Raw genomic sequence first — 23843 nt, 5'->3', positions numbered from 1 at the left:
GAGAGCGACAGTCCCCGGGTCAGCCTGCCGTCAGCCCTGGATACAGCCGCCGCGCCGTACCGGCGAAGATCTCCTCGCGGTCGGCCTCCCGAACCTCGGCGAGGACCTCCTCGGCAAGGCGCAGCAGTTCGGGCAGCGACTGCTCGGCGGCCGGGAGGTTCGAGCCCCAGGTGATCCGCCCGGCGCCGAAGGCCTCGAGCACAGGTTCGATGAAGCCGGCGGCTTCCTTGCCGACGTCCCGCAGCCGCTCCAGGTTGCGGTGGGTGAGCTTGAGGTACAGGCCCGGGTGCCTGGCGAGCTCGGCCACGTCGTGTCCGGCGGCCGCCGGGGAGGGAGCGATGTCGGGGTAGCCGATGTGGTCGAGGAGCACCCGCACGCCGGGGAACCTCTCCAGCACCTCCTCCAGCTGCTTGGTGGCCGGCCCGAGGCGCATCTGGAGGCAGACGGGGACGTCGAGCTCCCCCGCCTTCTCCCAGAAAGCGAAGGTCTCGGGTGCGGCGAACCATTCGCCCTGGACGGGTACGGTGCTCCCACTCGTGAACAGCCGCACCCCGGCCAGGCCGTCGTCGCGGATCGCGGACTCCAGGGCGGAGGCGGCGTCCGGTCGCAGGGGGTCGAAGGTGCCCACCGCGACGAAGCGGTCGGGCCGCTGCCGGGTGCTGTCCAGGACGTAGGAGTTGTCGTAGCCGTAGGCCGTGGTGGCCTGCACCAGGACGGCCTGCCGGATGCCGGTCTCGTCCATCCGGGCCGCCATCTCCTCGGCGGTCACCGGCCGGGAGTCGGCCCACTCGGACTGCTTGCCGCCGATCGGCGCCCGCGGGTACCTGGCCAGGTCCTGCGAGATGACGTGGCAGTGCGTGTCGATCAACATCATGTGTAGTCTCCTTCCGCGAACAGCTCGCGGACGTCCGTGGAGAAGTCCGGGTCGAGCAGGCCCTGGTCCCGGGAGAACCGCACGAGCGCGTGCAGGCTCGGCTCGTTGGCCGCGATGCCGTACGGGATGGGATCGCCGCCGATCAGCAGCGACTGCCGGGCCAGGCGGGGGTCGGCGGTGAAGTGGCGGCGTTTGCTCTCGGCCAGCGCCGCGTACAGCGCCGCCGGCAGGCCGGGGTCACGCTCGACCAGCTCGGAGCGGATCACGACCAGCGAGTGCATCGGGTAGATCCCGGTACGCAGGTACCAGTCCGCGCTGAGCACGTCGGCGTCGGGGAAGAGCGGGTAGGAGCCTTCGACCTCGCCGCCGTGCGAGGTCCAGTCGGCCCGTGGCGCACCGGCGCGGCCGGTCCCGGCGTTGCCGGTGAGCGCGGCGTCCAGCTCTTCGGCGCTCAGCAGCTCGCCCAGGGAGCGGCCGTCGCTGACCCGCTCGACGTTGGTGGGGACGCGTCCCTCGACGTGGTCGTCGTCGTCCACCACCCATGTGATCTTCTCGTTGGCCACGCCGTACTCCTCGGCCAGCAGGCCGCGCACCCACACTCCGGTGCTCACCGAGTACGCGCGGACCCCGACCCGGCGCCCTTCCAGGTCCCGCGGCACCCGGATGCCCGAACGGGAGGCGCACTGGACGTCCTCGTGGTGGAAGCGCCGGTTGAGGAAGACCGGGATCGCGGTGAGCGGCACCCCCGCCTGGCGGGCCATCAGGTACGACACCGGCGCCAGCTCGCACACGTCGAACTCGAGGTCGCGGATCATCCGTCGGTACGCGGAGATGATCGGCCTCACCTCGACCGGCTCTACCTGGTACCCGTTCACCTCGACCAGCGCGTGCGGGTAGTCCCCGAAGGCCACAGAGAGCGTGTTCATTGCCCGCCTTCCGTCTGGAAGCGCGATGGCGAGATCCCCAGCGCCTCGCATGAGCGCGCGACCAGCTCGTCGAAGACCACCGGCCGCGGCAGCGCCTCCTGCTCCAGCGCGTAGGCCGCCACCTGCGTCGTCGGGCCGCGCAGCGCCTCGAAACCCACGGGGTTCAGGTACGGCGGAGCGGCGGCGAGCACCTCCCGCATGGCGTCGAACGCTGCGCACACGGCGGCCGAGTGCTTGCGCGCGGCCTTCTCGCTCACGGCGACGACATGGTTGATCGGGGCGAATCCCTTGTCCTGCGTCCACGCTTCGGCAACCTGCGTGGCATCGGGGACGGCGGTGCGGATGCGGTCGTCGACGGGCAGCTCGTTGCCCATGATCCCGAAGTCGAGGCGGCCTTCCAGGAAGTCGGCCTGCAGCCGGGCACCCGCCGGCGCGCGGCGCACCCAGGACGGGTCGTGCTGCGCGTCCACGTGGCCGCCCTCGTAGACCACCCAGTCCACCTTGCGCAGGTCGACCCCGTACTGCTCGGTGAGGAAGCCGCGCATCCAGACGCCGGTGGTCTGGCTCCACGAGCGGATGCCCACGCGGCGGCCCTCGACGTCCGCGACGGTCAGCTCGCCGCAGGTCACCAGGGTCTGGTGCTGGTGGCGGCCGAGCGTGGTGACCGGGAGCAGGATCACGGGCTTGTCGTGCGCGACGGCCTGCAGCAGCGTCACGATCGGCAGTTCGCAGATGTCGACCGACGACTCGCCGACCATCCCGCGCGCGGCCTTGTGCACTGGGCGCACATCAAGCCGCTCCGCCTTCGTGCCGATCTCGCGGATGGCCGACCCCGCGGCGGCCGCGAGGTCGTCACGGCCCAGGACCAACTTCACTTGGATTCCTCCCGATGGAACTGCTCGTGGTGCCGGCGCAGCAGGTCGATGCCGTAGTCGTTGCCGTTGGGTGTGCGGACCACGGTGTGGATGTGCCGGCGCGTCGGATGGTCGTTGGCGTACATCACGCCGGCCATGTGCTCGAACTCGATGAGGATGACCGGGCTGTGCAGGCGGTAGTAGAAGACCCCGTCCGGCTCACCGGCCCAGGCGAAATACGTCTCAGCCTCGTGGGCGAGGACCTCGTCCATGCGAAGCCGGGCGTGGTCCTCGCGGGCCCGGTTCACGTACAGGCCGAGCAGGTCGGCGGCGATCACCCGTTGCGAGTCGGTGAGCTCGCCCAGAGGCAGGCCCGCGTAGTCGAGCTCGAAGTTGTCGCGGAAGGCGCCGGTGAACAGCTCGGGCGGCAGCTCAGCCGCGATCAGTGCGCCGCTGCGCTGCTCGCTGGTCAGGCAGGTGAAAAGCCGCTGGCCGACGGCCTCCTCGCGGCGGAAGGCGGTGGTCCCGGCGTACCTGCCCGATTCGGCGACCACCGGCTCGGCGCCGAGGAAGGTCGGGGTGAGCGTCATCTGGTCGCCGACGACGACGGCGTTGACGCAGACGTGGTGGCCGTCGAGCTGCCAGCCCCAGGGGCCGCCCTCCTCGGGCGATCCATAGACGCTGAACCAGTAGAGCCACTCGTTGAGCAGGTGCTCCTCGCCGCGCAGTTCGCCGATGGTCAGGTTGAGGTGCATCAGGTCGACGACCTGCGTGTATCCGTGCGTGCTGAGGCTGGCGCGGACCACGGCCAGCGCCTTGTCTCGCTGGTTCTCGTCAAGGTCCTCCAGGCACAGCCCGTGCCGCAGGAAGTAGCGCGCGCCGTTCGCCCAGTGCCGCCAGGTCACGTCGTCCATCTCGAACCTGGCCTGGGCCAGCTGCACGGGGTTCAGCGCGGCGAGGTAGTCCAGCGCCGCCTGCCGTACACCGTCGACGTCGAGGCCGGTGCCGCGCAGCGGGAACAGGCCCTGCCGTACACCGGCGGACGTGGCCACGCCGCGGAAGGGCTCCGCGGCCGCGCGCCGCCGCCATTCGATCTTCGAGAGCAGTTCCGGCGTGAACTCGGCCGGCCGCCGCGTGGGGGCTTCACCCCGCCGTCTCAATTCCGTCATGTCCATAGGAGGGTCGCTTCCTTCTCGATCGCGCCGATGTCGATGGGTGAGTGCACGAGTTCCTGTTCCAGGGCGTAGCGGGCGGCGAGCTCCAGGCAGGCGCCCAGCTGCTCGCTCCATCCGGCCGTGACCGCGGGGCCGGCGGACGGGCCGTCGCGCTCGATGGCACCCGCCAGTGCGTGGAAGAGCGCGCGCACCGCGTCGGGGGCGTCCCGCAACACGTCGTTGCGGACCACGAGCAGGTGATTGGCCGGGACGAAGCCGTGCCGGTCCACCCAGGCGCGCCCGGCTGCCTCGGCGTCCGGGATGACCGGGACCAGGCCCTCGCCCTGACCTCCTATCGCGCGCGGGCCGAGCACGGCGGCTGCGACGTCGCCATCGCGCAGCAGGTCCGCGACCCGTCCGGCCGGTGACCGCGTCACGTACGGCGGTTCCCGGTACTGCGCCACGTGGGGTTCCTCGGTAGTGACCCAGGTGATGTCGGAGGCCGCGATGCCGTACTCCTCGCTGAGGATGCCGCGCACCCACAGACCAGTGGTCTGGCTGTAGGAGCGCACCCCTATCCGCTTGCCGACGAGCTCGCCGGCGGTGAGCGCGGGGCCGTCGGGCAGGCGGGTGAGCGAGCGGTGGTGGGTGCCGCCGATCAGCACCACCGGCACCAGGGTGATCGGGACGCCTGCCTCTTTGGCCTGCAGGTATGTCGCCAGCGCCAGCTCGCAGACGTCGAACCACAGGTCCCGTACCATGCGGGCGAAGGCCGGGTACAGCGGAGAGACCCGCGGGAAGCGGCATCCGGCCTGGTCCTTCAGGTCCTTCAGGTCCTTCAGTGAACGGGTGTGCGGGTAGTCGCCCAGGACGACCGTGAGCGGCTTCACACGTCCTCGCCATAGTGGAGTCGCCGGTACGGCACGCTGACCACGTCCCGGGTGATCCGGACGTCGATCACGGTGGGGCGTGGGGCTCGCACGTACTCGGCGAGCGCGGCGCGCAGCTGGTCGGCGGTCCTGACCGTGGCCCCGCCGCCGCCGAGCGCCGTCGCGACCGGGCCCAGCTCCGGCGTCGGGATCACCGCGAGTTCGGGGTCCAGGCCGCCGGCCCGCGCCTTGTGGTACTCGGCGCCCAGCGCCTGGTCGTTCATGACGACGACCAGGATCGGGATGTCGTAGCGGCAGGCGGTCTCGAACTCCGGCAGGTGCATCAGGAAGCTGGCGTCGCCCTCGACCACGAAGGCGGGCTTGTTGCCATCGGCCACGATCGAGCCGATGGTCAGCAGCGGGGCCTGGCCGATGGCGCCGAACATGCCGTAGTTCGACAGGACCTCGCGGGAGCGCTGGAAGAGCATGGTGCCGAAGTCCGTCTGGTGGCCGCTGCCCAGCACGAGGCCGATCTCGCCGGGCAGCTCCTTGTCCAGGACGTGGATGACCTCGCGCGGGTCGAGCCGGTCCGGCTCGCTGCGGAACTCCGCGGGGGCCACCAGCGGGGCGGTCAGCCGCTGCTGGATGGCAGCGGTGTGGTAGCCCTCCAGCCTGATCGACCTGCTCGTAAGGGTCCGGCTGAGCTCGGTGACGGCGGTGACCGCGTCGGCCTGGAGGTAGCAGTCGGCCACCGCGCCGTTGCCCATGACGACGTGCGGAGCCGTGTCGATCTGGATGTAGCGGGCGTCCGGGAACAGGTAGCCGTGCTCGATCGTGTAGTGGTTGAGGCTGGCGCCCACCGCGATCACGCAGTCGGCCTCCTGCAGCAGTTCCATCGCCGTCTTGTTGCCGTACAGGCCGGCGATGCCCACGTGGTAGCCGGTCCTGTCGCACAGCCAGTTCTTGGCCTGCAGGGTGGTGGCGAGCAGGGCGCCGGTCTGTTCCCGCAGGCGCAGCAGTGGCTCGCCGGCGCCTGAGCGGCGCGCGCCGCGACCGGCGATGATCACCACGCGCTTGCTCGCCCGGATGATGTCGCAGGCCGTCTCGATGCCGGCCGGGTCGGGCAGCGAGCGCACCCGCGGGATGAGGTCGATGGAGGGGACGTAGTCCTCGCCGTCCTCGCACTCCTGCTTCTGCACGTCGATCGGGGCGCTGAGCATGATCGGGCGGGACTCGGTCCTGGCCAGGTAGAAGGCCCGCTGTACGGCCTCCTCGGCGAGGTCGGCCCGGGAGACGTGCACGAAGCCGCACTCGATCGCGGCGGCGAAGCGCCGCTGGTCCAGGTACTGCACGGCGCCCTGGTCGCCCAGGGGCGTCTCGCCGCAGAAGGCGACCAGTGGGGTACGCGCCCGGCTCGCCACGATCATCGAGGTGGCCAGCTGCGCGACACCCGGCCCACTGGTCGTCGTCACCACGCCCGGCCGCCCGGCCGCCCGCGCCCAACCGTCGGCCATGCCGAGCCCGGAACCCTCGTGCCGCACCTCGTACAGCCGCACGCCGCGCTGGGCGAGCGCGTTCATCCAGTGCATGTTGGCATCGCCCATCATGCCGAAGACGTCGCTCGTCCCCTCCGCGACGAACGCCTGGGCGAGTACCTCGTAAACCTTCACTTCAGAGCCCCTTCAAGTCGTCCGAACACCCGCAGCGCGTTGGCGCCGTACACTGCCTCGTCCACCGTGCCGATGCCATCCAGCACGTACTTGGTGTCGTCGAACCGCCGTCCGGTCTCGGGGTCCACGGAGCGGACGGCGCCGATCATCTCGGAGGCGAACAGGACGTTGGCCGCGGGGATGACGTCCAGCAGCAGTTCCAGGCCTCGCTTGTGGTACACACAGGTGTCGAAGAAGACGTTGTTCAGCACGGCCTCCTCCAGGGGCGGCCGGCCCTGGTCCAGCATGAAGCCCCGGTACCGGCCCCAGTGGTAGGGGACCGCCCCGCCGCCGTGAGGCAGGATCAGCTTCAAGGTCGGGAAATCGGCGAACAAATCCGACATGCATAGCTGCATGAACACCGCGGTGTCGCCGTTGAGATAGTGCGCGCAGGTGCCCTGTAGGGCCGGGTTCCTCGACATCGCGACATGGATCATCGCCGGCACGTCGAGCTCGACCAGCTTCTCGTAGAGCGGGTAGTACGCCCTGTCGGTCAGCGGGGGTGCCTGCCAGTAGCCGTCGGAGGGATCCGGGTTGAGCAGGCAGCCGACGAACCCCAGCTCCTCGACGCAGCGTTCCAGCTCGGCGACGCTGTTGCGGATCGACGTGGGGAGGGCGTCGCCGGGCGACTGCGGGAGCTGGCAGACCCCGACGAACCTGCCGGGGAAGAGCGCGCACACCCGGGCTATCAGGTCGTTGCTCACCCGCGACCAGTCCAGGCTGGTCCGCTCGTCGCCGTAGTGGTGAGCCATCTTCCCCGCCCCCGGGGAGAAGAGCGTCACGTCCGTGCCGCGCTCCCGCTGCAGCTTGAGCTGACCCCCTTCGATGGCGGCCCTGATCTCGTCGTCGGTGATGTGCAGGTCGTCGGGGGAGACACGGTCACCCCCGATCTGCCGCTCCCGCCACTGGCCGAGGGCGGGCGGGGCGGTGGTGAAGTGGCCGTGACAGTCGATGATCATGAATTGCTCCTGGTCAACGTTCGGCCCAGCTCCAGGCCCGGGTATGAGCGCACCGGGGCGGTCATCAGGAAGCGGTAGCCGTCCTCGAGCACCTGCTTGACGTTGTCGGCCGTGACGTGGGGATGGCCGACGGCGATCCCCCGCTCGGCGCAGACCTCGAGGATCCGGCGCTTGGACTCCATGACGCGCGGGTGGTCGTACTGGCGTGGCACCCCGAGCTCCTGGCTCAGGTCGCCCTCGCCGGGGATGACCAGGCCGATGCCCGGGACCTGGTCGAGGATGTCGGGCAGATTCTCGACGCCGCGCCGGCTCTCGATCATGATCGCGATGAGGATCTCGCCATCCGGGTCGAGCGGCCAGACGTCACTCTTGGCGTAGTACTCCTTGGTCGTGACGCCCCAGTAGCGTGCCGCCGCGGCGGGACTGTCGCCGCGCATGCCCGCGGGCTCGTAGCGGGGTGTGCCGGGCAGCCGGGGGTAGCGGCAGGCGGCGACCGCGTTGTGGGCCTCGTCGACCGAGGTGATGTGCGGCCACACGACGCCGTAGGCGCCCAGGTCAAGGGCCTGCTTGGCGTGCCACTGCGCCTTCTCCGCGCCGTTGGCGGGAATCCGCACCAGCGGGGTGAGGCTGTCGCCCCGGAGAATCCGGTCGCGGTTCAACAGGTACTGCAGGCTGTCCCGTAACGCGATGACGTCCCACGGTTTGTGCTCGGTCTCGAAGACCACGGCGTCGTAGTCGGTCGTGGCGAACTCGACGGCGATCGCGGGATCGGCCGCGGCGAAGGAGGCGAAGACGTGCCGCCCTTCGGCCAATCCGCTGATGACCCTATTCAGCCTGGCCGGCACCACTGCCCGCCTCCTTCGATTGCCGGATGGAGATCGACACCGCCCCTCGGCGCCGCCGCAGAAGGCGGGCCCACCAGGCACGCGACCGGCCCAGCGGGCCTCTGGCCCACGTGGTCCTGGAGGCGGTGGCGGTGGCGTCTTCTGTGGCGTCTTCCGTGGCGTCTTCCGTGGCGTCTTCTGTGGCCGGGCCGGCGCAGCGCTGGACCAGTTGCTCCGAGAACTCCCTCGTCATCCGGGTGACCACCGCACTCGCACCCGACTCGACCAGCGAGGCGAGCTTGCCGTTGACGGTGATCCCGCCGCTCACCGCCACCCGTGCCTCGTCAGGCCGCTCGCCCTGACGTACCCGGAAGGTGGCCTCGGCGGTGAAGCGGGTGGCCCGCTGGCCGTCCCGGCCGCGCGCCGACAGACGGCCCTCGAAATCGTCTGCGGCCAGCTCCAGCGTGACGCGGGCGGCGAATTTCACGCGTACCGCGCCGAACTTGACCACCAGCGTCCCGTCGAAGGAGCCGTCGTCGTGGGCGGCCCCGAGTTCCGCGCCGCTGATGCAGGACACGACCTCCGCCGGGTTCGAGATGACATCCCAGACTCGGGTCGGCGGACTCGGGACGGCGACCTCTTCTGCGATCGAGATCACGAGGTCGCCTCCGAGGTCCGCAGCTCGGACCGGAACAGGCTCCAGAGGTCGTTGTAGAGCTCGGCGAACTCCCGGGACTCCACCAGGGAGCTGATCTGGCGCGGTCGCTCGAAGGGGACCGGCAGGACCCGGCGGATCGTGCCGGGACCATCGGACATCACGACGACCTCGTCAGCGAGGTAGATCGCCTCGTTCAGGTCGTGCGTGACGAAGACGAGCGTGCCGCGCTGCTCATCCCAGAGATTGAGCAACTCCTGCTGCAGCTTGAGCCGGGTGATGGCGTCCAGCGGGCCGAAGGGCTCGTCCATGAGCACGATGGAGGGGTCATAGATCAGCGCCCGCGCGATCGCGCAGCGCTTCTGCATGCCGCCGGACAACTCCCGCGGGAAGTGGTTCCCGAACCCGGTGAGGCCGACCGTTTTGATCCAGTGGTCGATCTTCTCGTTCCGCTCGTCCTTCGGGATCTTGCGGAATTTGAGCGCCAGGCCGATGTTGGCCCGGACGGTCAGCCAGGGCAGCAGGTTGGCCTGCTGCGTCACGTAGGCCGCTTTGGAGTTGACCCCGGTGACGGGCAGGCCGTCGAAGTACACCTCTCCTCGCGTGGGCGAGAGCAGCCCGGCCGCCAGGTTGAGGATGGTGCTCTTGCCGCATCCGCTCGGCCCGATCACGGCTACGACCTTGCCGCGTTCGACCTGGAACGACACGTCCTGGATGGCCGGCCGGTGGGCGCCGGGGAACTCCAGCGTGACGTGGTCGAATCGGAGCGCCTCGGGGTGACTGGTGGACAACATATGCCTCCTAAACCGCCAGGAAGTGGAGGTAGGCAGGTTCTGTAGTGCTGGGGGGTGCGTTGGCTCGTGGTTGGCGTGTACGGCGTTCGCGCGCCCGTCCGCTCGCTTGCCGCTCTGCTCACAGATTGTCCGACAAGCGATTGAGCGAAAAGTAACAATCGAACCCTGTGTGCACAAGAGATCCCAGAAAGAATTCAGATTTTGTCCAACAATCCAGTGCCGGACCTGCGCCTCAGGCGCGGAAGCTATGAGATCGCCGGCAGCTGTGGACGATCGGCCGCGGCTGGCTCATACTGAGGCACTACCTGGTTGGCGTTCGGCGTTCTCGTGCTCGCGTTCCTTCACGCGCAGAGAGGCCATCACCCCATGTGGGACCCCAAGAATTCACCGGCCTGGCGGCCGTCCCGCCGGACCTTGCTGGCGTCCGCCGTCGCTGTACCGATGCTCGCCGCCGTCCGGCCCGCGGACGCATCGACCTCGAAGCTCCTCTATGTCGGCACCTGGCGTGGCACCCAGTTGAATTGCGCCCGCTTCGATCCCGACAGCGGCACGATGACCCCCATCGGCGTCGTGGCGCAACTGAACGCGGGCTGGCACACCAAGCACCCGTCCAAGCCGGTGCTCTACGTCGCCAGCGGTGACCCCGGCGGCACCGTGTCCGCCTTCCGCATCGACCGGGCTACCGGCGCGCTGAGTCTCATCGGCCAGGTGATGACGGACAGCGCAGGGACCCCCGGTGGCCTTTCGTACATCGGCATCGACAGATCCTCGGGCACCGTCCTGGCCGCGAACTTCGCCGCAGGCCTTACAGCGGCCCTGCCGATCCGCAAGGATGGCGGGCTCGACGCTCCGGCCTCCATCGTGGTGGACATCGGCTCCGGCCCCCATCCGCGCCAAGCGGGCCCGCATCCGCACCACGTGGTGGTGGATCCGACCGGCAGATTCGCCCTGGTGGCGGACTTCGGCGCGGACCGTGTCTTCGTCTACCCCTTCGACCGCCGGACGCGCGTGCTGTCCGGCGACGGGATGACCTCCTACGCCACGAACCCCGGTTCCGCTCCGCGGCGCCTGCACTTCCATCCCAACGGCCGGACCCTCTACCTGCTGAACGAGTTGACAGCAGACCTCCACGTCCTCGACTGGAACCCCCGGAACGGACAGATCACCCTCGACCAGACCCTGTCCACTGACTCGCCCGAACACACCGGCACCAGCAGCGCGGCCGAACTCGGGATGAGCCGCGACGGCCGCTTCCTCTACGCCACGAACCGGGGAGAGAACACCCTCGTCACCTTCGAGGCCGACCTGGGAACCGGCCGGCTCACGCTCGTCCAGCGCATACCGTGCGGCGGCCTGTCACCGTGGAGCTTCTCGATCCACCGCGACAACAGGTGGATGCTCGTGGCGAATCAGGTGAGCAGCACCGTCAACCTGTTCAGCATCGATCAGCGATCCGGGCAGCTGACGGATACCGGGACGTCCATGCCCGTCCCGAACCCGGACTGCATAACGTTGGCGTGAGCCCGTACACGACCCGGGCCGGTGACAGCGGAGTGAGCTGCCGCCGTGTGGGCGCTGACGTTCGGCCTGCGCAGACTGTGGGCGGAGCGGATGCCGTCGGTGCTCATGCTGCGCGAAAGCCGTCCTGTCGCCCGGTCTCAGCCGGGAAATATCGATGGTCGGCGAACGCCGGCGGGCGGCATCGCAGGATGCTCGACGCGGCGGCGTAGACGATCAGGCGAACCGCCGGTTCGGTTCCGCTGCGCGTCGGGCGACCGTCTCAGGGACGGTCGCCGCTACGCGCTCGACCGGTGGGCGGCAGGCAGACCGGCAGCGCCGCCATGATCGCGGTGATGAGGGTGAATATCGAGGACACAGCCGACGCGTGCGCCGCAGCCCCATGACAAGCGATTAGTTGGCAGTACGAACCGTCGCCGATTGCGGTGGCAAGGTGACCGGCACGACGGCTACAGAGATGGGCGCGGACCTGACGTTCGCCACCGCGCTTGTGCGCATGTCGCATGTGGTGCAGTACGTGTTCGCCGATGTGAGCCGCGAGTATGGCGTCACCCCTCAGCAGGCGCAGTTGCTCTGCATGCTGACCGGGGGCCGATCGGCATGACCGAGCTCAGCCGGCTCCTCCACCTGGAGAAGTCGAGCCTGTCCGGGCTCGTGGACCGGGTGGAGCGGCGAGGATTCCTCACCCGAGTCACCGACCCCCGGGATCGCCGGGCCTGCCAGGTCTCCCTCACGACCGAGGGCGCGCAACTCGGCGAAAAGGTCCACTTCGTGTGGCTGACGAACGACGCGAAGCCGACCGCGTCTTGAGGGCGCGATCCTGAATTACTGGGCGCCGCTGCAGATGGTGTGGACGCCCACGGTGTGCTGAGCCGCCCCGCATCGAGTCGGCGGAGCCGCATCGTACGCGGCCCGGACATATTCAAAGAGCCTATGCAGCGGCCGTACCGACTGAGTGGACGGCCGCTGCATACGGACCGAGGGTCAGACCCGGCGGGAGGTACTCACCTCCACCATCTCTGTCAGGAGAGCGCGACGCAGGTGTCCGTTCCGAGACCCAGTCCAAGACCGGTGCCGACACCTGCCGTGACAAGCGTTCCGAGGTTGGCCCTGACGTCTGCCACGGCGGCGATGGCCGCAGGGCTTTCATCGATGAGAAATACGGGAACCCAGGCGGTGTTCACGTTCGCGTCGAGGGAAGCGCCGGCGGAAAGCCCCACGTTCGCCACGATGGAAAGTCCGGCGCCGAGCCCGCAGGCGCAGGTCGCGGTAGTCCCCCCGACGGCCGTGGTGGCGGTATCTGTGGTGACGGTATCTGTGGTGACGGTCTCCGTGTTGACGGTTTCGGTGTTGACGGTCTCCGTGGTGACGGTATCGGTGTTGACTGTCCCGGTGGTGCCCGTACCGGTGGTGGTGGTGGTGACTACCGTGGTGGTCGGCGTCGGGTCAGGAGTGACCGTGGTCGCCGGGGGCGACGGTGTCGACGTTGTCGACGGTGTCGTAGGCGTCACGGTTGTCGGCGGCGTTGTCGTCACCGGTGGCGTTGTCGTCACCGGGGGAGTGGGCCGCGTGGGCCGCGTGGGCGGCACGGAGGGCGGGGGCAGTATCGGCGGGGTCGGCCGCGTCCGGACCCGCGGCCGGTGCGGCGTCACGACGATGTTCCGCACCTCCTGGTTCTGCCTCTGGCGCTCATGCTGACGCCCCTGCTGGTGCTCATGGTTCCGGTTCCGGTTCCTGTTTCGGTTCCGGTTGTGATTGCTGTTCCTGTTGCCCGAAGGGCCGGTGACGCCACCATGGTGGCCGGTGACCACAGGGACGGGGACACCGTCCGCGAACGCGGGGGTGACGACGCCACTCATGGCCACGGCGGCTCCCGCCACCACAGTGCTGATCATGAGTACTCCGGCCAGCTTGCTGGACTTGAGCAACTTGGTTCTCCTTGGAAGGTCTCGCGTTCCGGCCTGGTAATTCTCGAATCGGCAGATGGTGGAAAATACCCAACCTTGATAACCGCTCGAGAATTACTCCGAATGTCGCATGGCCTCTCCCTTTCGGTGGGAACCGAAACCGAGATTAGCGGATCTTGCCGATTTCTTTTCGTTTGTTGACGGACGTAGGTCGCTTCATGGACCCACCCCTCGAATATCGCCGACAAGTCGAAATATCGCTGATGTCGCTCTATTTGGAGTACTGCGGGTGCCGAATACTGGGGGCGGCGGAGCGGGCGGATGGGCGCGCGAGCCCCACCCACGAGTGGTCGGCCGGGGAACGCAAGCGGCGGTGCGGTGCCCCGAGCATCTCCCGCGGTCCCGGACGGCCGAAGCGTCTGCGGCGGTTGCGTCCACTCCCGTGGACGCAACCGCGCGCCGCCCGGCGAGCCGAGCTCTAATCCACCTCCGCGACGGCCTGGGCGAACTGGGCCGAGTACAGCCGGGCGTAGGCGCCGCCCGTGGCGAGGAGTGACTCGTGCGTGCCCTGCTCGACGATCCGCCCGTTCTCCATGACCAGGATCAGACTGGCGTCGCGGATCGTGGACAGCCGGTGGGCGATCACGAAGCTGGTGCGTCCCTCTCGCAGCGAGCTCATCGCCCGCTGGATGAGCACCTCGGTCCGGGTGTCGACCGAGCTGGTCGCCTCGTCCAGGATCAGGATCGCCGGCTCGGACAGGAACGCCCGGGCGATCGTGATCAGCTGCTTCTCGCCCGCGCTGACCGTCGCGCCCTCCTCGTCGATCATCGTGTCGTATCCGTCGGGCAGCGTGTGCGCGATGCGGTCCACGTGGGCGGCCTCCGCAGCGGCTTCGATCCGCTCGCGCGTGGCGCCTTCCGCCCCGTAGCCGATGTTCTCCGCGATCGTGCCGCCGAACAGCCAGGTGTCCTGCAGCACCATGCCGATGTTGGCGCGCAGCTCGTCCCTGGACATCTCGGCGATGTCGAGACCGTCGAGCGTGATACGGCCGCCGGTCACCTCGTAGAAGCGCATGATGAGGTTGACCAGCGTCGTCTTGCCCGCTCCCGTGGGACCGACGATGGCCACGGTCTGGCCGGGCTCCACGGTCAGGGACAGGTTCTCGATCAGCGGCCTGTCCGGCGCGTAGCGGAAGGACACGTTCTCGAACGCCACGCGCCCCCTGACCCGTGCCGGCCGCGCGGGCTCGTTGGGCTCCGGGGACTGTTCCACCGCCTCCAGCAGCTCGAAGACCCGCTCGGCCGACGCGACGCCCGACTGCACCAGGTTCGCCATCCCGGCCACCTGGGTCAGCGGCTGGCTGAACTGCCGCGAGTACTGGATGAACGCCTGCACGTCGCCCAGCGAGATCGAGCCCGAGGCCACCTTGAACCCACCCACCACGGCGACCAGCACGTAGTTGAGGTTGCCGATGAACATCATCGCCGGCTGGATGACCCCGGAGATGAACTGGGCGCGGAAGCTGGAGGTGAACAGGGCCTGGTTGTGCTCGCTGAAGGTCTCGGCGGCCTCCTTCTGCCCGCCGAACACCTTGACCAGCGTGTGCCCGCCGTACATCTCCTCGATGTGGCCGTTGAGCTTGCCCGTCGACGACCACTGCTTGATGAACTGCGGCTGCGACCGCTTACCGATGGCCGCGGTGATGTAGACCGACAGCGGCACCGTGACCAGCGCGATGAGCGCCAGGACCGGCGAGATCCAGAACATCATCACCAGCACCGCCACGACCGTCAGCACCGACGAGATGAGCTGGCTCATCGTCTGCTGCAGTGTCTGCGCGATGTTGTCGGTGTCGTTGGTGGCGCGGCTGAGGATCTCGCCGCGCGGCTGGCCGTCGAAGTAGCTCAGCGGCAGCCGCGCCAGCTTGGCCTCGATCCGCTCGCGCAGCCGGGACGCCGCCCGCTGCACGACGATCGTGGTCAGCCGGAACTGCACGATCCCGAGCAGCGCCGCCACCAGATAGATCGCCAGCACCCAGCCCAGCACCTGGGCCAGCGCGGTGAAGTCGATGCCGTGGCCGGGCACCACGCTCATCGACGACACCATGTCGGCGAACGTGCCCTGGCCCTTGGCGCGCAGACCCGCCACGGCCTGCTCCTTGGTGATCCCCGCGGGCAGCTGGGCCCCGATGATGCCGGAGAAGATCAGATCCGTGGCGTGGCCGAGAATCTTGGGACCCGTGACGGTCAGCGCGACGCTGGCCGTACCGAGGGTCAGAACGACGACCAGCAGCGCGCGCTCGGGGCGCAGCAGCCACAGCAGGCGGCGGAGCGACCCACCGAAGTCGAGGGCCTTCTCGGCGGGCCCGGACATCATCCTGCCCGGGCCAGGACCGGGCTGCGGGCGGCGCGGGGGAGCCTGGGCGGTCATGAGACCTCCTTCGTCGGTCTCATGACCAAGGTGCTGTGCCTGTCGACGACCTCGACGAGCTCGGTCATGCCGCGGCCTCCTGTTCGGTGAGCTGGGACAGCACGATCTCCCGATACGTCGGGCAGGTGGCCATGAGCTCGGCGTGCCTGCCGCTGCCGACCACGCGGCCGTCGTCGAATACGAGGATGCGGTCGGCGTCGCGGATCGTGTTCACCCGCTGGGCCACGATGACGATCGTGGCGTCAGTGATCTCCTCGGCCAGCGCGGCGCGCAGCTGGGCGTCGGTGGCGTAGTCGAGAGCGGAGAAGGAGTCGTCGAACAGGTAGATCTCGGGCCGGTGCACCAGTGTCCTGGCGATGGCCAGGCGCTGGCGCTGGCCGCCGGAGACGTTCGTGCCGCCCTGGGAGATCGGCTCGTCCAGGCCGCCGGGCATCGCCTCGACGAACTCGCGGGCCTGGGCCACCTCCAGGGCCTGCCACAACTCCTCGTCGGTCGCGTCCGGCCTGCCGTACCTCAGGTTGGAGGCGACGGTGCCGGAAAAGAGGTACGGCGACTGCGGGACCAGACCGACCGCTCGGGAGAGCACGGCCGGGTCGAGGTCGCGCACGTCGACGCTGTCCACCAGCACCTCACCGCCGGTCGCGTCGAACAGGCGCGGGATGAGGTTGAGCAACGTCGTCTTGCCGCTGCCCGTGCTGCCGATGATCGCGGTGGTACGGCCCGGCCGCGCCGTGAAGCTCACGCCACACAGCACCGGCTCCTCGGCACCCGGGTAGCGGAAGTCCACCGACCGCAGCTCCAACTCGCCGAGATGTCTTTCCGGGGTGATGGGGCTCGCCGGCGGGTGGACGGTCGGCTCGGTGTCGAGCACCTCCTCGATGCGCTCGGCGCAGACCTCGGCCCGGGGGATCATCATGAACATGAACATCGCCATCATCACCGACATGAGGATCTGCATCAGGTAGGAGATGACCGCGGTCAGCGCGCCCACCTGCATGGTTCCGTCAGCGATGCGGTGGCCGCCGAACCACACCACGGCGACACTGGACAGGTTCACCACCAGCATGACCGAGGGGAACATCAACGCCATCAGCCGCCCGACCCGCAGCGACACATCGGTCAGCTGGTCGTTGGCCACACCGAAGCGCTCGCGCTCATGCCGGTCGCGGACGAAGGCCCTGATGACCCGGATGCCGGTGATCTGCTCGCGCAGCACCTGGTTGATCCGGTCGACGCGTTCCTGCATCGTGCGGAAGAGCGGGCGCATCCGCATCACGATCAGGCCCACGATGACGATCATCACCGGCAGTACGACGAGCAGCAGCGACGACAGCGCCGCGTCCTGGCGCAGCGCCAGCACGATGCCGCCGACGCACATGATCGGCGCGGCCACCATCATCGTGAACGTCATCAGCACGACCAGCTGGACCTGCTGCACGTCGTTGGTGGTCCGGGTGATCAGGGACGGCGGGCCGAATTTGTTGACCTCCGAGGCGGAGAAGCCCTGCACCCGGTGGAAGATCGCGGCCCGCAGGTCCCTGCCCAGGGCCATCGAGGTCCGGGCGCCGTAGTACACGGCCACGATCGAGCAGGCCATCTGGACGAGCGTCGCGACGAGCATCACCAGCCCGACGCGCGCGATGTACCCGGTGTCGCCCTTGATGACACCGTTGTCGATGATGTCAGCGTTGAGTGTGGGGAGATAAAGCGTGGCCAGCGTCTGCACGAACTGGAAGAGCACGACGATCGTGATCTCTTTCCCGTACGGCCTGAGCTGAACCCGCAGGAGGCGGAGCAGCATCAAGAGGTGCTTCCTGTCGAAGGGGTGGGGAAGGCCGCACGAGCAGCCCGTCGAGCAGAACGGAGACGATCTCTTCGTCGTCCATGTCTCCGAACTCGCCGCCCTGGCCGAAGCCGCGGTGCACGCTCACCGCGATCAGCATGAGCAGCAACTGTGCCGTGGCCTCAGGGGAGCGGCGCAGCCGGTCGCGGTCGGGCTCGACCAGGGCGGCGAGCCCGGCCAGCATCCGACGCCGACCGTCCATCATCCGCTCGTGGAACTCGGCGTCGTCGGCCATCAGCTCCCTGGGCGCGGCCATGAGGTTGGCGTTGACGCTCATCCCTGTCCGCAGCGTCGTGACCGCCTCGCGCAGCCGCGCGCGCAGTTCGACCTGTGTGCCGATGGCCGCCAGAGCGTCCACCGCCGGCTGTGGGTCGAACGCGCTCATCAGGGCCGCCCGCAGCAGCGAGGCCTTGTCGGGGAAGACGCCGAAGATCGTGCCCTCGGCCACGCCCGCGGCCTCGGCGATCTGGCGGGTGCTTACCGCGGTGCCGTACTCGCGCAGCAGGGGAAGCGTGGCGGCGATGAGTGCGACACGGCGGTCTTCCGGCGCCATAGCCGGCACCCTTCGCCTTTTTGTCATGCGGACGAGGCTAATGAGCGAGTACTCACTCGTTCAACTGATTATTCTGAGCTACCGCTACGCTCAACGCCGAAACCGGCGGCGATCTCGGCGTCGGTCACGCTCTTACGCAGGTGCACCGGGGCGAGCAGGTCGCGTCGCCCGGGTGCGAGCGTGCGCCGGCGCGTACCGACAGCACGGCGACGGCGGCGGATCACTCCGGCCACGTGGTCCAGGGTGCGACGTGCCAACGGCAGGGCGGCACGACAGAGCAACACTCGACGCTCCTGGGGTGGCGTTGCCCTTGATCGGCAACCCACCTACCAGGAGCTTCTCTATTTGTGATCAAGACCGCTGGCTCGCAACGGGCTCGTGACCCGCCACTTCAGGTGGAGAACGCTCCGTGTGTGGTTTCGATGCGTGTACTCACCGGATCGTGCGGGACGGGTGCGGACAGGGTGCCCTCCCTGCCGCACCGTCCACATTCGGGAGGCTCGCTCGTCAGGACAACCTCGACGGACCGAGGGGGAGCATGGGATCTGTCATGGCCCGACCAGCGCGTTCGCGCCCAGAAGGACCTTGATGTCCCCCGCGAATGCTCCGTTGTTGAGGTTCACCGTATAGTCGGGCAGCTCGACGAGGCTGATCCTGCGGTTGAGGCGTTCCAGACGGAGACGGACCGGTGTGTCACCGGGATGCACCGTCAGGATGCGCTTGAGCTCGCTGACCAGGTCCTTGCTCACACGTTCCTCGCGAAGAAAGATCACTACGGGTTCGCGGCCATCTGTCTGGATCCCGGAGATGTCAAGGAACGCGATGTCGGTGGCGTTGAACGAGACGGTGGCATCGTCACCGTCGCCGCGTGAGCGGATCCGCCCGGTGACGGAGACGACCAGGTCGGGCGCGAGGTTGGTCCCGTACAACTGATAGGTCTGGGGGAAGCACGGGACCTCGATGGACGCGTCGTGGTCCTCGATCTTGAGGATGGCCCACACGTCGCCCTTCTTGGTGACCTTCTTGTCGACGCCGGAGATGATTCCGGCGATGCGGACGTTGCCGAACCCTGCCTGGCCGTCGAGCACCTGGGCGATGGTCAGGTCGCGATTGCGTTCCAGCACGCGTTCCGCTCCGTTGAGCGGATGATCGGAGACGTAGAGGCCGAGCATCTCCCGCTCGAATGACAGTTTGGTCTTCTTGTCCCACTCGCCCTCGGGAACCGCGACCTGGAAGACGCTGTTCATTCCGCCGTCGTCATCGTCGTCGAACGCGCCGAACAGGGAGTCTTGGCCCAAGGCCTCTTTCCGCTTGACGTCGATGACGGCGTCGATGGCTTGCTCGTGGATGTGGACCAGGCCACGTCGCGGGTGGCCGAGCCCGTCGAACGCGCCGGCTTTGATGAGTGATTCGATGGTGCGCTTGTTGCAGACGACCTGCGGCACCTTCGTCAGGAAATCGTTGAAATCGGTGTAGGCGCCTTTGGACGTGCGGGTGGTGATGACGCCGTTGATGGCGTTCTCGCCGACGTTCTGAATCGCGCCGAGCCCGAACCTGACGTCATCGCCGACGGCGCTGAAACGCAGCCCGGATTCGTTGACGTCGGGCGGGAGGACCTTCAGTTTCATGCGGCGGCATTCCGCGAGGTACAGCGCCATCCGGTCCTTGTTGGTGCCGACCGAGGTGAGCAGGGCCGCCATGTACTCGGCCGGGTAGTTGGCCTTGAGATAGGCGGTCCAGTAGGAGACGAGACCGTAGCCGGCGGTGTGGGACTTGTTGAACCCGTAGGAGCTGAACGGTTCCAGGACGTCCCAGACGGCTTTGGCGGCTTCCTCGGTGTATCCCTTGTCGACCATTCCGGAGGAGAAGGTGGCCCATTGCTTGTCCATCTCCTCCTTCTTCTTCTTGCCCATGGCCCGGCGCAGGATGTCGGCGCCGCCGAGGGTGTAGCCGGCCAGTTGCTGGGCGATGGCCATGACCTGCTCCTGGTAGACGACCAGGTGGTAGGTGGTGCCCAGGATCGGCTCAAGGGACTCCTTGAGCGAGGGGTGGATCGGTGTGATCTCCTGCTGGCCGGCCTTGCGCAGCGCGTAGTTGGTGTGGGCGTTGGCGCCCATCGGACCGGGACGGCCCAGCGCCAGGACCGACGAGATGTCTTCGAATCGGGCCGGGGCGATCAGCTTGGTGAGGTCGCGCATCATCGAGCTGTCGAGCTGGAACACCCCAAGCGTGTCGCCGCGCGCCAGCAACTCGTATGTCTTCTTGTCGTCCAGCGCCAGGGAGAGCATGTCCAGGTCTATGCCGCGGTTGTCCTTGACGTTCTGGACGGCGTCACCGATGACGGTCAGGTTGCGCAGGCCGAGGAAGTCCATCTTCAGCGCGCCCATGTTCTCGCTGCTGGGCCCGTCGAAGCCGGTGATGCGGGCGCCGTCGTCGGGCCGCATGAAGATCGGCATCACATCGATCAAGGGCTGGGAGGACAGGATGACGCCCGCGGCGTGCACGCCGGTGCCCCGGGTCAGTCCCTCCAGGCCGAGTGCGGTGTCGATGACCTGCTTGACGTCCTGGTCTTCCTCGTACAGCTTGCGAAGTTCGGTCGCCTCGGGGTACCGGGGGTGCTTTTCGTCGAAGATTCCGGTGAGCGGGATCTCCTTGCCCATGACAGCGGGGGGAAACGCTTTGGTGATCTTCTCGCCGACCATGAAGGGGTAGCCGAGGACGCGGGCCGCGTCCTTGACCGCCGCCTTCGACTTGATCGTCATGTAGGTGATGATCAGCGAGACGTTGTCCTCGCCGTATTTCTCGGTGACGTAGCGGATCATGTCACCGCGCCTACGCTCGTCGAAGTCGAGGTCGACGTCGGGCATGGAGATACGTTCGGGGTTCAGGAACCGCTCGAACAGCAGGGAATGCTCGATGGGGTCGAGCTCGGTGATGCCGGTGACGTAGGCCACCATCGATCCGGTGGCCGATCCTCGGCCGGGGCCGATCCAGATGCCGCTGTCGCGCGCGTACTGACAGATGTCGGCGACGACGAGGAAGTAGCCGGGGAACCCCATGCCCTCGATGACGCCGAGCTCGTAGTCGATCCGTTCCATGACATGGGCCGGCACGGGGTCGCCATACCTACGGACCGCGCCACGGTGGGCCTCCTTGCGGAGCCAGCTCATCTCGGTCTCCCCATCGGGGACCGGGAACTTGGCGGCAAGGTCACGGTGGGCGAACACCTCGTCATAGGGCTCGACACGCTCGGCGATCAGCAGGGTGTTCTTGCAGCCCTGCGCCCATGTCTCCGAGTTCGGGTCGAGCGCCCACATCTCCTCGGCGGAGCGCACGTAGTAGCCGTTTCCGGAGAACCGGAACCGGCTGGGGTCGCTGATCTGGGAGTTGGTGCCAACGCAGAGCAATGCGTCGTGCGCGGTGGACTGGTCCTCGGTGACGTAGTGGGAGTCGTTGGTGACCAGGGGTGGGATGCCGAGCGTCTCGCCGATCCGCAGCAGGTCCTTGCGGACGCCCGTCTCGATCGGGATCCCGCCGTGATCCATGATCTCGAGGAAGTAGTTGTCCCGCCCGAAGATGTCCTGATATTTGGCGGCGTGCTCCAGCGCCTTGTCGTACTGGCCGAGCCGGAGCCGGGTCTGGACCGCGCCGGATGGGCAGCCCGTGGTGGCGACGATCCCTTCGTGGTACTCGGCGAACAGCTCGTCGTCCATGCGGGGGTACTTCTTCATGTGGCCCTGGAGGGAGGCCAGCGAAGAGATCCTGAACAGGTTGCGCAGACCTTGGGCGTTGATCGCCCACATCGTCTTGTGCAGGTAGGTGCCGCTGGCGGACACGTCGCCGCCCAGCCCGGTCCGCTCATCCGACTTGCGCTGGTGGGGTTCCCCCCAGAACACCGGCTGCTTGTGGAAGCGGGACTCGGGACTGATGTAGCCCTCGATCCCGATGATCGGCTTCACCCCGGCGGCCTTCATCTTCGCCTGGAACTCGTAGGCGCCGAACATGTTGCCGTGATCGCTCATCGCGATCGCGGGCATCCCCAGTTCAGCCGCTCGCGACGCCAATTTGCCGATCTTCGCCGCGCCGTCCAGCATCGAGTACTCGGTGTGAACATGCAGGTGAACGAACGAATCAGCCACGGGTGATCTTGGCCTTTCCGGGGTGGGGCGGATGGGGCGCTGGAGGCGACCCAACTCTATCGAGGGAGCCGCAGTGGCCGACCACCCTCGCGGAGAAAGGAAGGGACGTGCCTGGGCACAATTGCCGGCAGGCGCAGGTCGCCCCCTCGACGAGCATGAGCGGTCGCCGTCCCGAGACGGGCGGATCCACGGCTCCGGCACGGCGCGGGTTCGGCGTCGTCGGGCGGGACGGCGTCGGAGTTCGGGATTCAGCACTGCCAGAGGAAACGGCCCTCCAGTTCGTCCGCGCTGAGGAACCCGTAGCCCACGCCGCCGCCGAAGTTCGCGCAGTCGCAGTCCGATTGGTTGAGCTGGAAGAAGAACGACCAGGCGCCGCGTGGATACTCCTCGGATTGCAGCCACTCAGGTCGCCCCAGGACTCGGGACTTCCATGGTTTCAGGCAGGCCCGCGGAGCCACGATCGGAATTCAGGCGGAGATCCTCCGAGGCAGAGCTCGCCCCGCAGCACGGTACGGGTCGTCTTCCTCATCCTGAGCCAGTCGCGCTGCGTTACTTGCTGTAGTTCTTTCCGATGGCCCTACCGGGGATCGGCTTGCCGATGAGAGCGACGGGGATGAAGAAGCAGATCTGGCTCATCGCCAGGGTGAGTGTCCAGAGTGTCTTGTCGTCATAGTGGGCGGATGCCTTCGCGAACAACTCGTCGGGGACGCGCTCTCCGAAGGGGTTCGGGGTGAGGACGGCTTCCACGAGCTCCAGTGCGACCCGTTCGGCGTCGGTGAAGTAGGGGGCGTCCTGCCATGACGCCACCGCGGTGATGCGCTCCTCCGTCTCCCCGGCCTTGCGAAGGAGGCCGGTCTGCCGGACGGTGTGGTACGTGCTGCCGACGATCTGCCCGGCGCGCAGCTGCACCAGGCCGATGGTGGTCTCCGGGATCGCACCGTTCCGGATGACCTTGGACATGGCTCCGGCGATCGACGCCATCTCGGGGAAGAGCTGGATGGGGTCGGGCAGACGCGACTGGAGGTTGTCCTGCTCCGTCGTCGTGGGCGTGGACATGGTGAGGTTTCCCTTCTCGATTTCAGGGAGGTTCGAGGCGTGCGACCCGGCTGGCCTTCACGATGCGGCCGGCCGCGAGGACGATCACGTGTTCCGACCGAGCTCTGGACGGCTGTTCGTATACGGGGGGCCGGGGTCGTTGAGATTTCCCGCGTGCTGAATGCTGTCTCAGTGGTCCGACGACACAACCGCCGGGAATGTGAGGCGACCCGTGACCGTCATGCCGCAGCGGGCAGGTGAGTGCGGCGGCCGGTCCAGATCCAGACGAGCTGAAGGACGCTCATGCCGAACATCAGGACGCCCAAGGGGACGTGCAGGGTCTTCACATGTGCGATGCCCAGTGCCACCTGCGCCAGCACGAGCCCCAAGAACCCGACCGCGTACAGGATGGGTCGGGGCGAGCCGCCGCCCGGCCGCCACACCAAGATCGCGACGACCACGTGCGCCAGCGTCACGACGAACGCTGTGTACGCCCCAGCACTGTGCAGTGCCCCACCGTGGGGTGAGGACAACAAGAGCCCCGCGGTGATCGCCTGGACGAATACGGCCACGGTTTGCAGGGTGATCGCGATACGCAAGAACATGAGGTTGCCTTGCTTCGTCGTGCGCGTGGGCATGGCGAGGTTTTCCCTTCTCAATCTCAGCGGTGTCCGAGGCTGGGGACCCGGTGTCTCAGTAGTCCGACGGCACAGCTGCCTGGAATGTGAGGCGACGCGCCGGCCTCACACTTCGATGCGTTGTCTCGTCGATCTGGTGAGAGCGGATGCGCCAGAAGGAA

At 67.9% G+C, this 23843-nt stretch carries 21 protein-coding genes; 3 read left to right on the top strand and 18 right to left on the bottom strand.

Going from position 1 to position 23843, the window contains the following annotated elements; translation table 11 throughout:
* Positions 1-19 precede the first annotated feature (19 nt).
* The 10 genes from IMZ11_RS23020 to IMZ11_RS22975 are packed head-to-tail and all read right to left on the bottom strand — an operon-like array spanning position 20 to position 9618.
* Positions 20-874: an amidohydrolase gene (locus IMZ11_RS23020; RefSeq protein ID WP_228644421.1), complete on the bottom strand. Its 855-nt coding sequence runs from the start codon at positions 872-874 to the stop codon at positions 20-22.
* Entirely contained in the window at positions 871-1800 is a 930-nt protein-coding gene (locus IMZ11_RS23015) for an ABC transporter substrate-binding protein (protein WP_228644420.1), read from the bottom strand. The genes IMZ11_RS23020 and IMZ11_RS23015 overlap by 4 nt, the downstream gene beginning before the upstream one ends.
* On the bottom strand, positions 1797-2675 hold the full coding sequence (locus tag IMZ11_RS23010) for a hypothetical protein (protein WP_228644419.1): 879 nt from the start codon (positions 2673-2675) through the stop codon (positions 1797-1799). Before IMZ11_RS23010 ends, IMZ11_RS23015 begins: the two co-directional genes overlap by 4 nt.
* Entirely contained in the window at positions 2672-3823 is a 1152-nt protein-coding gene (locus tag IMZ11_RS23005; RefSeq protein ID WP_228644418.1) for a DUF3500 domain-containing protein, read from the bottom strand. Before IMZ11_RS23005 ends, IMZ11_RS23010 begins: the two co-directional genes overlap by 4 nt.
* Positions 3820-4698: a hypothetical protein gene (locus IMZ11_RS23000; RefSeq protein ID WP_228644417.1), complete on the bottom strand. Its 879-nt coding sequence runs from the start codon at positions 4696-4698 to the stop codon at positions 3820-3822. Before IMZ11_RS23000 ends, IMZ11_RS23005 begins: the two co-directional genes overlap by 4 nt.
* Positions 4695-6347, bottom strand: coding sequence for a thiamine pyrophosphate-binding protein (locus IMZ11_RS46270; RefSeq protein ID WP_228644416.1), 1653 nt, complete (start codon positions 6345-6347; stop codon positions 4695-4697). The genes IMZ11_RS23000 and IMZ11_RS46270 overlap by 4 nt, the downstream gene beginning before the upstream one ends.
* A complete protein-coding gene (locus IMZ11_RS22990) occupies positions 6344-7345 on the bottom strand; it encodes an amidohydrolase family protein (RefSeq protein ID WP_228644415.1) in 1002 nt (333 codons plus the stop codon). Before IMZ11_RS22990 ends, IMZ11_RS46270 begins: the two co-directional genes overlap by 4 nt.
* Complete coding sequence (locus IMZ11_RS22985) at positions 7342-8190, bottom strand: HpcH/HpaI aldolase/citrate lyase family protein (protein ID WP_228644414.1); 849 nt, start codon at positions 8188-8190, stop codon at positions 7342-7344. The genes IMZ11_RS22990 and IMZ11_RS22985 overlap by 4 nt, the downstream gene beginning before the upstream one ends.
* Positions 8171-8827: an SRPBCC domain-containing protein gene (locus IMZ11_RS22980; RefSeq protein WP_228644413.1), complete on the bottom strand. Its 657-nt coding sequence runs from the start codon at positions 8825-8827 to the stop codon at positions 8171-8173. Before IMZ11_RS22980 ends, IMZ11_RS22985 begins: the two co-directional genes overlap by 20 nt.
* Entirely contained in the window at positions 8824-9618 is a 795-nt protein-coding gene (locus tag IMZ11_RS22975; protein WP_228644412.1) for an ABC transporter ATP-binding protein, read from the bottom strand. Before IMZ11_RS22975 ends, IMZ11_RS22980 begins: the two co-directional genes overlap by 4 nt.
* A gap of 366 nt (positions 9619-9984) precedes the next feature.
* Between IMZ11_RS22975 and IMZ11_RS22970 the strand changes: the two genes are divergently transcribed.
* The 3 genes from IMZ11_RS22970 to IMZ11_RS22960 all read left to right on the top strand — a co-directional run bounded on the left by IMZ11_RS22970 (position 9985) and on the right by IMZ11_RS22960 (position 11946).
* Complete coding sequence (locus IMZ11_RS22970; RefSeq protein ID WP_228644411.1) at positions 9985-11139, top strand: lactonase family protein; 1155 nt, start codon at positions 9985-9987, stop codon at positions 11137-11139.
* 394 nt (positions 11140-11533) lie between these two features.
* A complete protein-coding gene (locus tag IMZ11_RS22965) occupies positions 11534-11740 on the top strand; it encodes a hypothetical protein (RefSeq protein ID WP_228644472.1) in 207 nt (68 codons plus the stop codon).
* The gene (locus IMZ11_RS22960) at positions 11737-11946 is read left to right on the top strand and encodes a MarR family winged helix-turn-helix transcriptional regulator (RefSeq protein ID WP_255706923.1); all 210 of its coding nucleotides are present in this window, start codon (positions 11737-11739) and stop codon (positions 11944-11946) included. The genes IMZ11_RS22965 and IMZ11_RS22960 overlap by 4 nt, the downstream gene beginning before the upstream one ends.
* Before the next feature lie 212 nt (positions 11947-12158).
* On the opposite strand, the gene IMZ11_RS22955 is transcribed toward IMZ11_RS22960, so the two are convergent.
* The 8 genes from IMZ11_RS22955 to IMZ11_RS22920 form a co-directional block, all read right to left on the bottom strand.
* Positions 12159-13064, bottom strand: a complete 906-nt coding sequence (locus IMZ11_RS22955; RefSeq protein WP_228644410.1) for a hypothetical protein — start codon at positions 13062-13064, stop codon at positions 12159-12161.
* A 457-nt stretch (positions 13065-13521) separates the two neighbouring features.
* The gene (locus tag IMZ11_RS22950) at positions 13522-15474 is read right to left on the bottom strand and encodes an ABC transporter ATP-binding protein (protein WP_228644409.1); all 1953 of its coding nucleotides are present in this window, start codon (positions 15472-15474) and stop codon (positions 13522-13524) included.
* Positions 15475-15538: 64 nt separating this feature from the next.
* Positions 15539-17275, bottom strand: coding sequence for an ABC transporter ATP-binding protein (locus IMZ11_RS22945; RefSeq protein ID WP_228644408.1), 1737 nt, complete (start codon positions 17273-17275; stop codon positions 15539-15541).
* Positions 17157-17870 (bottom strand): TetR/AcrR family transcriptional regulator, encoded by a 714-nt coding sequence (locus tag IMZ11_RS22940; protein ID WP_228644407.1) that lies wholly within the window; start codon positions 17868-17870, stop codon positions 17157-17159. Before IMZ11_RS22940 ends, IMZ11_RS22945 begins: the two co-directional genes overlap by 119 nt.
* A gap of 548 nt (positions 17871-18418) precedes the next feature.
* The gene (gene dnaE / locus IMZ11_RS22935) at positions 18419-22009 is read right to left on the bottom strand and encodes a DNA polymerase III subunit alpha (protein WP_228644406.1); all 3591 of its coding nucleotides are present in this window, start codon (positions 22007-22009) and stop codon (positions 18419-18421) included.
* Between the two features lie 248 nt (positions 22010-22257).
* A complete protein-coding gene (locus IMZ11_RS22930) occupies positions 22258-22467 on the bottom strand; it encodes a hypothetical protein (RefSeq protein ID WP_228644405.1) in 210 nt (69 codons plus the stop codon).
* A 91-nt stretch (positions 22468-22558) separates the two neighbouring features.
* Entirely contained in the window at positions 22559-23065 is a 507-nt protein-coding gene (locus IMZ11_RS22925; RefSeq protein ID WP_228644404.1) for a carboxymuconolactone decarboxylase family protein, read from the bottom strand.
* A gap of 218 nt (positions 23066-23283) precedes the next feature.
* Complete coding sequence (locus IMZ11_RS22920) at positions 23284-23682, bottom strand: hypothetical protein (protein WP_228644403.1); 399 nt, start codon at positions 23680-23682, stop codon at positions 23284-23286.
* Positions 23683-23843 lie beyond the last annotated feature (161 nt).

The organism is Microtetraspora sp. AC03309 (assembly GCF_020826795.1).
Taxonomy (GTDB): Bacteria; Actinomycetota; Actinomycetes; order Streptosporangiales; family Streptosporangiaceae; genus Microtetraspora; species Microtetraspora glauca.
The sequence above is the reverse complement of the archived record's forward strand: the minus strand, read 5'-3'. Positions and strand labels throughout refer to the sequence as shown.